This window comes from Streptomyces sp. NPDC040718, from assembly GCF_055593565.1.
The window spans coordinates 227,061-239,559 of the sequence record NZ_JBVIXO010000005.1 but is presented as its reverse complement, the minus strand read 5'-3'; the positions used below and the strand labels follow the sequence as shown (position 1 = coordinate 239,559).

General features: G+C 70.7%; 12 protein-coding genes. 11 read left to right on the top strand and 1 reads right to left on the bottom strand.

All coding sequences use genetic code 11. The annotated features are described in order from the left end of the window. Positions 1–49: 49 nt before the first annotated feature. Positions 50–619, top strand: a complete 570-nt coding sequence (locus tag ACZ597_RS15295; RefSeq protein ID WP_471329377.1) for an NADPH-dependent FMN reductase — start codon at positions 50–52, stop codon at positions 617–619. Between the two features lie 62 nt (positions 620–681). Here ACZ597_RS15295 and ACZ597_RS15290 read toward each other — a convergent pair whose 3' ends face one another. After that, on the bottom strand, positions 682–1,329 hold the full coding sequence (locus ACZ597_RS15290; protein ID WP_471329375.1) for a hypothetical protein: 648 nt from the start codon (positions 1,327–1,329) through the stop codon (positions 682–684). 459 nt (positions 1,330–1,788) lie between these two features. Here ACZ597_RS15290 and ACZ597_RS15285 point away from each other — a divergent pair, with 459 nt between their 5' ends. Genes ACZ597_RS15285 through fabG form a run of 10 tightly spaced genes read left to right on the top strand, consistent with a single transcriptional unit; the run spans position 1,789 to position 12,479 of the window. Next, a complete protein-coding gene (locus tag ACZ597_RS15285; protein WP_471329371.1) occupies positions 1,789–2,850 on the top strand; it encodes a glucose-1-phosphate thymidylyltransferase in 1,062 nt (353 codons plus the stop codon). A 41-nt stretch (positions 2,851–2,891) separates the two neighbouring features. Next, positions 2,892–4,238, top strand: a complete 1,347-nt coding sequence (locus ACZ597_RS15280; RefSeq protein ID WP_471329370.1) for an NDP-hexose 2,3-dehydratase family protein — start codon at positions 2,892–2,894, stop codon at positions 4,236–4,238. Next, positions 4,235–5,227: a Gfo/Idh/MocA family protein gene (locus tag ACZ597_RS15275; RefSeq protein WP_471329367.1), complete on the top strand. Its 993-nt coding sequence runs from the start codon at positions 4,235–4,237 to the stop codon at positions 5,225–5,227. Before ACZ597_RS15280 ends, ACZ597_RS15275 begins: the two co-directional genes overlap by 4 nt. A gap of 29 nt (positions 5,228–5,256) precedes the next feature. Next, positions 5,257–6,591 (top strand): nucleotide sugar dehydrogenase, encoded by a 1,335-nt coding sequence (locus tag ACZ597_RS15270; RefSeq protein WP_471329365.1) that lies wholly within the window; start codon positions 5,257–5,259, stop codon positions 6,589–6,591. Beyond that, a complete protein-coding gene (locus tag ACZ597_RS15265; RefSeq protein ID WP_471329362.1) occupies positions 6,588–7,565 on the top strand; it encodes an NAD-dependent epimerase/dehydratase family protein in 978 nt (325 codons plus the stop codon). Before ACZ597_RS15270 ends, ACZ597_RS15265 begins: the two co-directional genes overlap by 4 nt. Positions 7,566–7,605: 40 nt before the next feature. Beyond that, a complete protein-coding gene (locus tag ACZ597_RS15260; RefSeq protein ID WP_471329359.1) occupies positions 7,606–8,562 on the top strand; it encodes a 3-oxoacyl-[acyl-carrier-protein] synthase III C-terminal domain-containing protein in 957 nt (318 codons plus the stop codon). After that, positions 8,559–9,383 (top strand): hypothetical protein, encoded by an 825-nt coding sequence (locus ACZ597_RS15255; protein ID WP_471329356.1) that lies wholly within the window; start codon positions 8,559–8,561, stop codon positions 9,381–9,383. The genes ACZ597_RS15260 and ACZ597_RS15255 overlap by 4 nt, the downstream gene beginning before the upstream one ends. An 8-nt stretch (positions 9,384–9,391) precedes the next feature. Beyond that, positions 9,392–10,642 (top strand): beta-ketoacyl-[acyl-carrier-protein] synthase family protein, encoded by a 1,251-nt coding sequence (locus tag ACZ597_RS15250; protein WP_471329353.1) that lies wholly within the window; start codon positions 9,392–9,394, stop codon positions 10,640–10,642. Next, positions 10,639–11,721, top strand: coding sequence for a beta-ketoacyl synthase N-terminal-like domain-containing protein (locus ACZ597_RS15245; protein ID WP_471329351.1), 1,083 nt, complete (start codon positions 10,639–10,641; stop codon positions 11,719–11,721). Before ACZ597_RS15250 ends, ACZ597_RS15245 begins: the two co-directional genes overlap by 4 nt. A 14-nt stretch (positions 11,722–11,735) precedes the next feature. Beyond that, positions 11,736–12,479: a 3-oxoacyl-ACP reductase FabG gene (fabG, locus tag ACZ597_RS15240; protein WP_471329348.1), complete on the top strand. Its 744-nt coding sequence runs from the start codon at positions 11,736–11,738 to the stop codon at positions 12,477–12,479. The last annotated feature ends 20 nt before the right edge of the window (positions 12,480–12,499 follow it).

Genomic DNA, 12,499 nt, shown 5'->3' with positions numbered 1-12,499 from the left:
CACGCGCCCACCGAAAGAAACCGACAACAGGAAAGGCAGCACGATCACCATGGAAACCTCGCCCGAGAACGCACCCCGGATCGGGATCATCGTCGGCGCCACCCGCCCGGGTCACAAGGCCGGAACCGTCGCCCAGTGGGTCCAGGGCATCGCCGCGGAACGTCCTGCGGCGGTCTTCGAGGTCGTGGACATCGCGGACTTCGCCCTGCCGCACTTCGACGAGCCCGTTCCGCCCCGCATGACCACCGCGTACGCCAACGCGCACACGCAGGCCTGGGCCGAGAAGGTCCGCTCGCTGGACGGCTTCGTCTTCGTGACCCCGGAGTACAACGCCTCGATCCCGGGCGTGCTCAAGAACGCCGTCGACTACCTCAGCGCCGAGTGGGGCGGCAAGCCGGCCGGCTTCGTCGGCTACGGCGCGCAGGGCGGAGTACGTGCGGTCGCGCACCTGCGCGTTGTCCTGGGGGACCTGGAGGTCGCCGCGGTGGAGCCGGCCGTCGAGCTCACGCTCCCCGAGGACTTCGAGAACTTCACCGTGTTCAAGCCGGCGGCCCGCCGGAGCAAGGAAGTCCTGGTCGTGCTCGACGCGCTCCTGGAGCGGTTCGGCCGGGCGGCCTGAGACACACCGTAACGCCGGCCCGGGCCGGTTCACCGTGGTGAGCCGGCCCGGGTCCCGTTCGGTCACGCCGTCGGCGCGGTCACCGGCGTCGGCGCGCTCCTGCCCCTGGACTTCTTGGCCGCGCGCTGCGAGAAGGTCCGCTCGACGTCCTCGGCGTGGTACAGCTTGCCCCTGCCGCCGCCCTCGCGCCGCCGCCACTGGTTCTCGCCGGCGAGCCGGTACACCGATCCCACCGGGGTCCCCCACAGCCGCGAGATGTCCGGTGCCCGGAGCCACCGCTCCGCGGGACCGTCGCCGTCCGAGGCGCCGGCCCGCCGCCCCAGCCGCACCCACTCCCGGGTCTGCCAACGGTGCGCGCCCTCCACGGAGCACCGCACCTCCGGAACGAGGTCCGAGCCGGGTACGGGCAGCGTCGCCGTCAGCTCCCCCGTGCACCCCTCCTGCGCACAGGCGCCCACCCGGACCCGGTGCCAGGTGTCGCCACTGAGCCTGCGAGCCCTGCGGACCAGGCCCGATATCTCCTCCACGGCCTCGCCGGCCGCCGCATGCGCGGCGATCCAGGCCACGTGCCGGACCAGGAAGCCCGAGCGTGCGGCCACCTCTCGTGGCGGCGCCGCGGCCGGCCGTTCCTCCGCCACCAGGGAGGTCCACGCGCCGAGGACGGCGAGGATGTCCGCCCGCACGTCGGCCGCCGCCGTGTTGAACGGCATGTTCCGTGTGCTGCCGCCCGTCGTCTTCTGATGTCCGGGCAGCCGCGACGCTCCCCCCAGCACCTGCTCGCAGGCCGCGTGCAGCTCGGGCAGGAGCGCGAGGCCCTCCGCCAGACGTTGCCGGCAGGAAGGGCACAGCCGCGATCCGTCCGTGCTCGGTGCGATGGAATCCCCGCAGTGCACACCGGCGCACGTTCCATTTGCGCCCGATTCGGTGTTCATTTTTTCCATGAAGGACAACGTAAGCGATGGCGATGGCCCGGGCAAACACCCAGTCAGGTCACTTAATAAAGTCTCCATTAAGGCATCTGAATCGAAACTTAGAGGCAAGTTAGCGGGATTCCTCTTGTGCTTCCCGCAGTTCCGAAGAATAGTTTTCCTATCGTCCGGACACGTGCATCTGGATGAGGTGTGGAACGAATTCCCCTCATGTTGCACGCGACCGAAGGAGATACTCGGATGAAGGCCCTTGTCCTGTCGGGCGGTACGGGGACGCGGCTGCGCCCCCTGACCCACTCGATGCCCAAACAGCTCGTACCGATCGCCAACAAGCCCGTGCTCGAGTACGTACTCGAAGACATCCGGGCCATGGGCGTCACCGACGTCGGCATCATCGTCAACCAGTGGGCCCCGGCCGTCCAGGAGCGGATCGGGGACGGAACCCGGCTCGGGCTCCGGATCACCTACATCCGACAGGACGCGGCTCTCGGCCTGGCACACGCGGTGGCCGTCGCCCGCGACTTCCTGGGGGACGACGACTTCGTCCTGTACCTCGGCGACAGCGTCCTCACCGAGGGCGCCGCGCACGTGGCCGACACGTTCCGGGCCACCCGTCCCGAGGCCCACCTGGTCGTGTGCAAGGTCGGCGACCCGCGGGCCTTCGGGGTGGTGGAGGTCGACGCCGACGGCGCGGTGACGGGCCTCGAGGAGAAGCCGGAGAACCCCGCCAGCGACCTCGTCATGACCGGCGTGTACTTCTTCACCCCGGCCATCCACGACGCCATCGCGGCCATCAGGCCCAGCCGTCGCGGTGAACTGGAGGTCACGGACGCCATCCAGCTCCTCCTCACCCGCGGCGCGGAGGTCCACGCCACCGTCTACACCGGTGTCTACAAGGACAACGGGCGGGTGGAGGACGTCCTGGACTGCAACCGGGTCGTCCTGGAGGGCCTGCGGACCGAACTGCGCGGCGAGGTGGACCGGGACAGTGAGGTGAGCGGCCCCGTCACCCTGGGGCCCGGGGCGCGGATCATCCGGTCGAGGGTCGAGGGCCCCGCCGTCATCGGCGCGGGCACCCGCATCGAGGACAGCCACATCCGTCCCTACACCTCCATCGGGGACCACTGCACGATGCGCGATTCCCAGATCTCGTACTCGATCGTCCTCGACCAGGCGTCCGTCATCGGAGTGAAGGGCCTGCACGGGTCGGTCATCGGCCGTGCGGCATCCGTGACGGAGGCACCCGGTGTGCGCCGCACGCTCCTGGTCGGCGACGACAGCCGGATCGAAATCCAAGCCTGACGCGCCCGCCCGCGCACCCGACTTCCGGAGCAGAAGAGCAGATGACGAGCACCAACGACATAGTCGAGTGGCTTGCCCAGAGGGCCGAGAGCAGCGCCTTCCAGGTCACCCGGATCCCGTTCGCCGACCTCGACGGCTGGGAGTTCGCCGCCGGCACGGGCAACCTCGTCCACCGGACCGGCAGGTACTTCAGCGTCGAGGGCTACCACGTGGTCGTGGAGGACCGCAGCGGTGCGACACCGCCCCGCGAGTGGCACCAGCCCATCCTGAACCAGCCCGAACACGCCATCCTGGGCGTGCTCGTCAAGGAGATCGACGGAGAGCTCCACGCGCTGCTGCAGGCGAAGATGGAGCCGGGGAACATCAACCTGCTCCAGCTCTCGCCCACCGTGCAGGCGACCTGGAGCAACTACACCCGCGTCCACCGGGGCAACGCGGTGCGGTACCTGGAGTACTTCACCACCCGGGAGCACGGACGGGTCCTCGCCGATGCCCTCCTGTCCGAGCAGGGCTCGTGGTTCGACCGGAAGACCAACCGCAACATCATCGTCGAGGTCACCGGCGACGTGCCCGCCCACGACGACTACCGGTGGATCCCGCTCTCCCGGATCGGTGAGCTGCTCCGCCTCGACAACGTCATCAACATGGACACCCGGTCCGTGCTGTCCTGCCTCCCGCAGGGCCGCATCCCGGGGGCGGGCGAGGAGGAGGCGGACACCGAGCTGCTGTCCTGGTTCACCGGGGTGCGCGCCCGCTACCACGTGTCGTCCCGGCTCGTCCCCCTGGAGGGCCTGCCCTCCTGGAACCGGGACGAGTGGGCCGTCGACCACGAGCACGGCCGCTACTTCCGCATCGTGGCCGCGTCCGTGCGGGCCGACACCCGTGAGGTCACGGGCTGGACCCAGCCGCTGCTGGAACCGGTCGGCCGGGGCACCGCCTGCTTCCTGGCGCGCCGTCACGAAGGCACCCTGCAGGTGCTCGCACACGCCAGGACCGAGGCCGGCTTCGGCGATGCCGTCAAGATCGGACCCACCGTCCAGTGCACCCCGGGCAACCACGCGCACCTCCCGCGCCAGGAGCGGCCCGCCTTCCTGGACCTCGTCACGGCGGCGGGCGAACCCCGCATCATCTACGACGCCGTGCACTCGGAGGAAGGCGGCCGGTTCCTCAACGCGGAGAGCCGGTACATGGTCGTGGAGGTCGACCCGGAGCTGGACGTGCCCGCAGACTTCCGCTGGGCCACCCCGGCCCAGCTGACCTCGCTGGGCCGGCACGGCCACTACCTCAACATGCAGGCCCGGACCTTGCTGGCCTGCCTGAACCTGGCGGTCCCGAACACGCGGCCGGGCAGCGAGACCCAGGCCGTCGCGACCGGGCGGGCAGCGTGACCGCGCGGCCGCTGCGCATCGGCATCATGGGCACGGCGAGCATCGCCCGACGGCGCGTGATGCCGGCCGTCGCCGCCGCCGACGGCGCCGAGATCACCGCCGTGGCCAGCCGGGACCCGCAGAAGGCCGGCGAGCTGGCCGACGCGTACGGCTGCCGGGCCGTCGCCGGATACGCCGGGCTGCTCGACCTCGACGACGTGGACGCCCTGTACATCCCGCTCCCGCTCGCCCTGCACGCACCGTGGGTGGAGGCGGCGCTCCGCGCGGGCAAGCACGTCCTGGCGGAGAAGCCGCTGTCCGCCGACCCCGCCACGACCCGGCGGCTCCTGGAACTCGCCGCGAGCCTGCGCCTGACGCTGATGGAGAACGTCATGTTCGTCCATCACGCCCAGCACGCGTACGCGCGGAAGCTCGTGGCCGACGGAGCCATCGGTGAACTCCGGTCGCTGCACGCCACCTTCGCCATCCCCCGGCTGCCGGACCACGACATCCGGCACGTGCCGGAACTGGGCGGCGGAGCCCTGTGGGACGTCGGCCTGTACCCGATCCGGGCGGCCCTGCACTTCCTGGGCGGGGACCTGCGCGTGGTGGGCGCGGCGCTCACGCAGGGCGAGGGCAGGCTCGTCGAAACCTCCGGCGCCGTGCTGCTGACCGGGCCCCGGGGGGTGACCGCCCAGCTGACCTTCGGCATGGAGCACTCCTACGCCTCCCAGTACGAGATCCGGGGGAGCGAGGGCCGGATCCAGGTGGACCACGCCTTCACGCCCCCGGCCGGCCAGGCCCCGCTGCTGCGCCTGGTGACGGGCGCCGGGACCGAAACCCCGGTACTGCCGCCGGACGACCAGGTCGCCCGCACCCTCGACGTGTTCCTCTCCGCGGTCCGGGACCGGACCGTCCCGGCCGGCCTCGCCGAGGCGTCGCTGAGGCAGGCGGAACTGATGAGCGCCGTCCGACGGGCCGCGGGGACGTCCTCCGCGGCCGGACTGTGACACCCACACACTCTCTTGGAGCCTTTTCCGTGTCTGGACATGTGAAGGTGGCCGTCATCGGCCTGGGATACGTCGGGTCGTGCCTTGCCGCGACCCTGGCCGACCGCGGCTTGGACGTCATCGGAGTCGACACCGACACCACGCTGATCGAGGAACTCCACGACGGCTACGTCCGTTTCAAGGAGGCCGACCTCGAGGACACCCTGCTCCGCGTGGTGAAGGACGGCAAGCTGACCTTCACCACCGATTACGCCGCGACAACGGCGGCCGACGTCGTCCTGGTCACGGTCGGCACCCCGGTGGGCGACGACGGCGCGCTGGACGACCGGCAGCTGCTCGGCGCCTGCCGGGCGCTGAGCGAGCACCTCAGAGCCGGCCAGATGGTGGTCTTCAAGAGCACCGTCCCCCCGGGTACGACCCGGAACGTCCTGACGCCCGTGCTGGAGCGCAGCGGCCTGAAGGCGGACGAATCCTTCGACGTCGCCTTCAGCCCGGAGCGCCTCGCCGAGGGAACGGCCCTGCGGGAGCTGCGCACCTTCCCCATCGTGGTGGGAGCCCTCAGCCCGCGCGGCACCGAGCGGGCCGCGGAGTTCTGGAAGGATGCGCTGAACGTAGAGGTGCTGCCCCAGGAGACCGTCGAGGCGGCGGAGATCGTCAAGCTCGCCGACAACTGGTGGATCGACCTCAACATCGCACTGGCCAACGAGATGGCCAAGTACTGCGCCCTCTTCGGGGTCGACGTGCTCGACGTGATCAGCGCGGCGAACACCATTCCCAAGGGCAACGGCAACGTCAACATCCTGATGCCCAGCGTCGGTGTCGGCGGCTCCTGTCTGGTCAAGGACCCGCTGATGGTCTCCACCTCGGCCCGCAGCCGGGGCCTGGAGATCCGGACCGCACAGGTCAGCCGCGCCGTCAACGACGACATGCCGGCCTACGCGGCCCGGCTGGTCCTCGACGAGCTCACGGGTACGGGGAAGGAGCCGGCCGGCTCCGTGGTCGCGGTGCTGGGCCTGGCGTTCAAGAACAACACCGGAGACCTGCGGTCGACCCCCGTGGAGGGCGTGGTCCGCCGGCTGCGGGAAGCGGGCTGCGAAGTGCGGATCTTCGACCCGCTCGTCGACGCGGAGGCCGCCCGGCGCCTGTTCGGACTCACCCCCGCCGCTGACCTCGACGAGGCGGTGAGGGATGCCGACTGCGTGGCGGTCCTCGCCCTGCACCGGGAGTTCGAAGGCATCGACTTCGCCGCCCTGCCCGTCCGCGACCGGTGCGTGCTCCTCGACGGGCGCGCGTACTACTCGAAGGAACAGATCGCCGCGCTCCGGAGCGACGGCTACGTCTACAGGGGGATTGGACGCCGATGAGCAGGACCCACAGCGTCGTGACGGGAGGCTCCGGATTCGTCGGCAGCCACCTCGTGAAGCGGCTCCTGGCCCGGGGCGACGAGGTCACGGTCTTCGACACCGCCTTCCCGTCCGAAGAGGACGGGGCACGCCGCGTCACGGGCGACATCCGAGACCGCGAGCAGCTCTCCGGCGCCATCCCGCCCGGAACGGACGTCGTCTACCACCTCGCGGCCGTCGTCGGGGTGGACCAGTACCTGGCCCGCCCGCTGGACGTCATCGACATCAACGTCACCGGCACCCGCAACGTCCTCGAATGCGCGGACCGCGTCGGCGCCAAGGTCGTGCTGGCCAGCACCAGCGAGGTCTTCGGCAAGAACCCGCAGGTCCCGTGGGCCGAGGACGCGGACCGGGTGCTCGGCCCGACCTCTGCGTCCCGATGGACGTACTCCACCAGCAAGGCGCTGGCCGAGCACATGACCCTGGCCTTCGCCGACCGCCACGGTCTCGAGGCGACCATCGTGCGCTACTTCAACGCCTACGGTCCGGGCCAGCGGCCCGCCTACCTGGTGAGCCGGAGCGTCCACCGGGTGCTCAACGGCCTGCCCCCCGTGATCTACGACGACGGCGCCCAGACCCGCTGCCTCACCTACATCGACGACATCGTCACCGGGACCCTGCTTGCCGCGTCCACCGACAAGGCCGCCGGAGAGGCGTTCAACTTGGGCAGCATGACGGAACTCACCGTCAGGGACATCATCAACCTGATCGTCTCGCTGGCCGGGGACGGCGCCCCGCCGATCACCGCCGACACCGCCCGGCACCTCGGGTCCGCGTACGAGGACCTGGGCCGGCGGATGCCGGACAACACCAAGGCCCGCGAGCTCCTCGGCTGGCAGTGCACGACCTCCGTGGACGACGGCCTGGCACAGACCCTCGACTGGGCCCGTCAGAACCCGTGGTGGCTCGCCCTGCCCGGCAGCGGCGCCTCATGAGCCGCCCGAACCGCAACCGACGACGAGACAGGGCGGGAACATGCCACTGAGCGGTGCGACCACACTGGAGGCGGTCGCTTCCTACTTCCCCGAGCAGACGATGACCGTGGAGGAGCGGGCCCGGGAACTGGGCCTCAACGACGCCCAGGTCAACCTGTTCCGCAACATGCACGGCCTGGACGTACTGCACGTCGACCCGGCGGGGAGCCTGTACGACCTCGTCCTGCCGCCGGCCCTTGAGGTGCTGGACGGGACGCCGCCCGAATCCGTGCGCTACGTGCTGTACGTGCACGCGACCACGGAGGTCGCGCCGGCCGAAGCGGACGTCGCCCAGGAGATCAAGCAGCGGCTCGGCCTGCACCGTGCCACCGCCCTCTCCATGACCCACCAGAGCTGCTCCACCACACTCAGCGCCATCGACATCGCCGGCACCCTGCTGCGGGCCGACGGGGACCCGGCGGCCAAGGCGCTGGTCGTCTCCGGGGAGAAGCTGTTCGCCCGCGACATGCGGATCATCTTCAACTCCTGTGTCTTCGCCGAAGGCGCGGCCTCCGCCCTGGTGGGTCTGTCCGGAGAGGGCGCGGAACTGCGCTCCCTGGTGACCCGGACGTTCGGTGAGCACTTCGACGGCGTGCACATGACGCCCGCCCAGCACCGCGAATCGGGCGGCGAACGGCCCCGAGTGGTCCGGGAGGTCATCGAGGCGGCGGTCGAGCAGTCCGGCTTCGCCCTGGAGGACCTGCACCTCGTGCTCCCGACGAACTCCAACACCAACTTCTGGGCCGAGGCCATCCGCCAGATGAAGTTCGACGTCGACAAGTTCTTCTTCGACAACATCCCCCGCTACAGCCACTGCATGGCGGCCGACGCCCTCATCAACTACGTGACGCTGCGAGACGAGGGACGTCTGGCGGCGGGGCGCCCCCACCTGTTCCTGTCCTTCGGTCTCGGCATGACCTATGCCGCCGGCGTGTTCGTTCCGAAAGGAGCAGCATGAGCCTGTCACTGCGTGTGCTGTCCCACGTCATCTCACCCGCCCCCCGGCCCCATGTGCCTGACCCCTGGCAGACGCGCTACCACGAGGACCTCGCCGCAGCCTTCGGCGCGCCCGCGCACGAGGAGCTGATGCGCAGCGGGACCAACGTCAGCCAGACGGACCTCGTCGACCTCCTCGTCGAGGGGGACCCGGTCCGCGGGTTCGCCCCCGACCTGGCGATGCTGGCCTACGCGGTGCCGGACATGCACCTGCACCGGGCGGTGGCCTCCTACTTCAACCACCGCACCGGTGGCAACGCGCAGAGCTTCGCCCTGTCCCGGCAGGGGGCCTGCGCTCCGTTCACCGCACTGCGCATCGCGGCGGCGCACGAGCAGACCGGTCGGCCGTCCCGGACCGTGCTCGCGGTCGTGGAGCAGACCACGCTGCCGCAGCCGCTGCCCTTCGGCGACGGACTGACGGACTCCGGCGTGCTGGTCTCCCTGGCACCCGAGGAGACCGGCGACGTCCCCGGGGCCCGGCTCGGCGCCGTGCACACGGGGCGGTCCGCGGACGACCTGGGGGAGCTGCTCGACGAGGCGCTCGAAGGGTCCGCGAACCCCCTGGTCGTGTCCGGACCCGGGATCGACGCGGGCCGCGTGAGGTCGGCCGCCGCCGACGCGGACCACCACACGACGGCCGCCGGTTCCTACTGCACCGCCGTATGGCTCGCCCTCGCCGAGCACTGGGACGCCTGGAGCTCCCGGCACGACGCCGTGGTGCTGACCAGTGGCCACGCCGCGGAGGTCTGTGCCGCCGTACTGCACATGCCCGGTAACAGGTAAGGACTCACATGTCTGCTTCTTCCTCCCCGCCCGCGGCCGACCTGCGCCGCCGAGTCGTCGTGACCGGCCTGGGCGTGGTGTCCAGCATCGGAATCGGCGCGCCCGAGTTCACCGAAGGCCTGCGGCAGGGGCGCAACGGCGCTTCCCCCCTCACCGCCTTCGACACCACCGGCTACGAACACACCAACGGGTGCGAGGTCATCGGGTTCGACCCCGAGCCCATGGTGCACACCCTGGGCGACCAGCTGGGCCGGGCGGGCACCTTCGCCGCCGCCGCGGCCCGTATGGCCATGCACGACGCGGGCCTCACCGAAGCCGATCTGCAGGGGCAGCGGGGGCACATCACCATCGGCACCTCCGACGCGGAGACCCGCGACCTGGACGCGCTGGCCGGACAGGACCTCGCCGGCGGCCCGGAGGCCATGGACCCCGCCCTCGCCGGCCGCCTGCCGGCCGACCGGCTGTCCACGGCCATCGCCCGTGAGCTCGGCCTGTCCGACGTGGAGACCGCCGTACTGACGACCGCCTGCTCGGCCGGCAACTACGCGATCGGCAACGGCCTGGACGCCATCCGGTCCGGCGAGGCGGAGTTCGCGCTCTGCGGCGGCGCCGACGCCGTGTGCCGCAAGACGTTCAACATCTTCTACCGGCTCCGGACGATCGCCCCCGACTACTGCCGCCCGTTCGACAAGAACCGCCAGGGCATCCTCACCGGTGAGGGCGCCGGCATCCTGATGCTGGAGAGCGCCGAGTCCGCGGTCCGCCGGGGCGCGCGGATCTACGCCGAGGTCCTCGGATACGGGCTGAACTGCGACGGCTACCACCCGGTGGCCCCGGACCAGGACAGTCTGACCAGCTGCATGCGGCTGGCGCTGGATGACGCCGGAGTCGCCCCCCACGAGGTGGACCTGATCTCCGCGCACGGCACCGGCACCAAGACCAACGACGTCACCGAAGTCGCGGCGATCAGGGAGATCTGGGGAGAGGACCCGCCCCGGACGGTCTCACTGAAGTCCATGATCGGTCACACGATGGGAGCCGCCAGCGCACTGGCGGCCGTGGCCAGCACGCTGGCCATCACCCACGGGTTCATTCCCCCCACCATCAACCACGTCGAGACCGACCCCGAGTGCGACATCGACTGTGTCCCGAACCACTCGGTGCCCGCCGATCTGAAGGTCGTCCAGAGCAACGGCCTGGCCTTCGGCGGCAACAACTCGGTCATCGTCCTCGGCCGCTTCCAGGAGTCCACCGCGTGAGCACCTCCGGCAACCCCGTCATCACTGCTTGGTCGGCCATATCCCCGTACGGCATCGGCCAGCAGGCCTTCCAGGACGGCGTCGGCTCGGCGCGGGTGGCGCTCACCCCCTGCGACCGGAAGGCCTGGGACACGCAGGACGAACTCGTCGGCCTGGTACCTGACTTCGAACTGCGCACCCTGCTCGGGAAGAAGGGCACCCGGGCCATGAGCCGGGTGACCGGCCTCGCGGTGGCCACCACCGGTGACCTGCTGAAGAAGATCCAGCCCGGTCCCGGACCCGGTGTCGGCCTGGTGCTCGGCACGACCGCGGGCAGCCTGCAGTCGACCATGGAGTTCACCCGCAGCTCCCTGGCCGCGGACCTGCCCTATCACGTCGACGCCGCCGTCATCCCCTACACCGTCATGAACGCGGCAGCGGCGCGGTGCGCGATCTGGTACGGGCTCAAGGGTCCCAACAGCACCATCGCGGGGGGCCGCCCCACGGCCCTGCACGCGCTCGGCTACTCCAGCCGGCTGATCCGTGCCGGCCGCGCGACCACGGTCCTGTTCGGCGCCGCCGACGAATACTCCCGGGCGCGCTCGTGGATCGCGTACCACGACCGGGCGGGAAGCCGCCCGGTCCTCGGCGAGGGCTGCGCCATGTTCGCGCTCCGGTCGGCACCGGGGCCGGAGGACGAGGTGCTGGCCGAGGTCCTCGCCGTGGACACGCGCATCTGTCCCGGTCCCGACCGGGTGGTGGAAACGGTCGGAGCGGCCGTCCGCCGGGTGCTCGCCACGGCCCGTGCCGAGGCCGCGGACGTGTGGACGGCCTCTCCGTCCGGCACGGACGACGCCACGGGGCGGCAGGAACTGTCCGTGCTGTCGGAGATGTTCGGTCCGCACACCCTGACCTACCCGCTCCCGAGCGTGATAGGTGACACCGGTTCCGTGTCGGCCGCGTTCCAGCTGGCCCAGGTGCTCGACAGGGCCCGGCGTGAACCGACCGCCGCCGGGCGGCTCGCCGTCATCACATCGGTCGACGTCAGCGGTCCGGTCGCAGCGGTGCTGCTGCGGCTGAGCGACCGCCGAGGCAACTAGGAGACAAGCAAGCAATGACGACTGAAGAGACCCGACCCGTCGCCCTGGTCAGTGGTGGTTCGCGCGGCATCGGCCGCGCCGCCGTCCTCCGCCTGGTCCAGGACGGCTATGACGTCGCCTTCTGTTACCAGTCCGACGCGGATGCCGCGCACGAGGTGGAGAAGGCGGCGGTGGAGCTGGGCGGCCGCGCCGTGTCCGCCCGCGTCGACGTCGCCGACCCCACCGCCGTCCAGGCGTGGGTCAACGAGGTGGAGTCCGCGGTGGGCCCCGTCCAGGCCGTGATCACCTCGGCCGGCGTGGTGCGCGATGCCCCGATCTTCATGATGTCCTACGAGGACTGGTCCCGCGTGATCGACGTGAACCTCAACGGCATCTACAACGTCTGCCGTGCCGCGATCACGCCGATGATGAAGCGGAAGTCCGGCACCATCGTCAACATCTCCTCCACGGTGGGCCTCACCGGCCAGGCCTCGCAGACCAACTACTCCGCCTCGAAGGCCGGCATCCACGGCTTCACGCAGGCGCTCGCCAAGGAAGTCGGCCGCTACAACATCCGGGTGAACGCCTTCGCCCCCGGCTTCATAGAGACCGACATGACGGCCGAACTCTCCAAGCGCGTACGGGAGTCCGTCCTCGCGAACACCACCCTCGGCCGCTTCGGCACCGTGGACGAGGCCGCCGACGCCGTGATGTTCCTGCTGTCGGCGACCTACATGACCGGCACCGTCCTGCGTGTCGACGGCGGCCTGGTCATGTGACCTCCCCCCGGCACATCCGC

Excerpts from the sequence above, each read along its gene's own strand:
- ACZ597_RS15295 (WP_471329377.1), top strand. The coding sequence starts at position 50 with ATGGAAACCTCGCCCGAGAACGCACCCCGGATCGGGATCATCGTCGGC.
- ACZ597_RS15290 (WP_471329375.1), bottom strand. The coding sequence starts at position 1,329 with ATGCCGTTCAACACGGCGGCGGCCGACGTGCGGGCGGACATCCTCGCC.
- ACZ597_RS15285 (WP_471329371.1), top strand. The coding sequence starts at position 1,789 with ATGAAGGCCCTTGTCCTGTCGGGCGGTACGGGGACGCGGCTGCGCCCC.
- ACZ597_RS15280 (WP_471329370.1), top strand. The coding sequence starts at position 2,892 with ATGACGAGCACCAACGACATAGTCGAGTGGCTTGCCCAGAGGGCCGAG.
- ACZ597_RS15265 (WP_471329362.1), top strand. The coding sequence starts at position 6,588 with ATGAGCAGGACCCACAGCGTCGTGACGGGAGGCTCCGGATTCGTCGGC.
- ACZ597_RS15260 (WP_471329359.1), top strand. The coding sequence starts at position 7,606 with ATGCCACTGAGCGGTGCGACCACACTGGAGGCGGTCGCTTCCTACTTC.
- ACZ597_RS15255 (WP_471329356.1), top strand. The coding sequence starts at position 8,559 with ATGAGCCTGTCACTGCGTGTGCTGTCCCACGTCATCTCACCCGCCCCC.
- ACZ597_RS15250 (WP_471329353.1), top strand. The coding sequence starts at position 9,392 with ATGTCTGCTTCTTCCTCCCCGCCCGCGGCCGACCTGCGCCGCCGAGTC.
- fabG (WP_471329348.1), top strand. The coding sequence starts at position 11,736 with ATGACGACTGAAGAGACCCGACCCGTCGCCCTGGTCAGTGGTGGTTCG.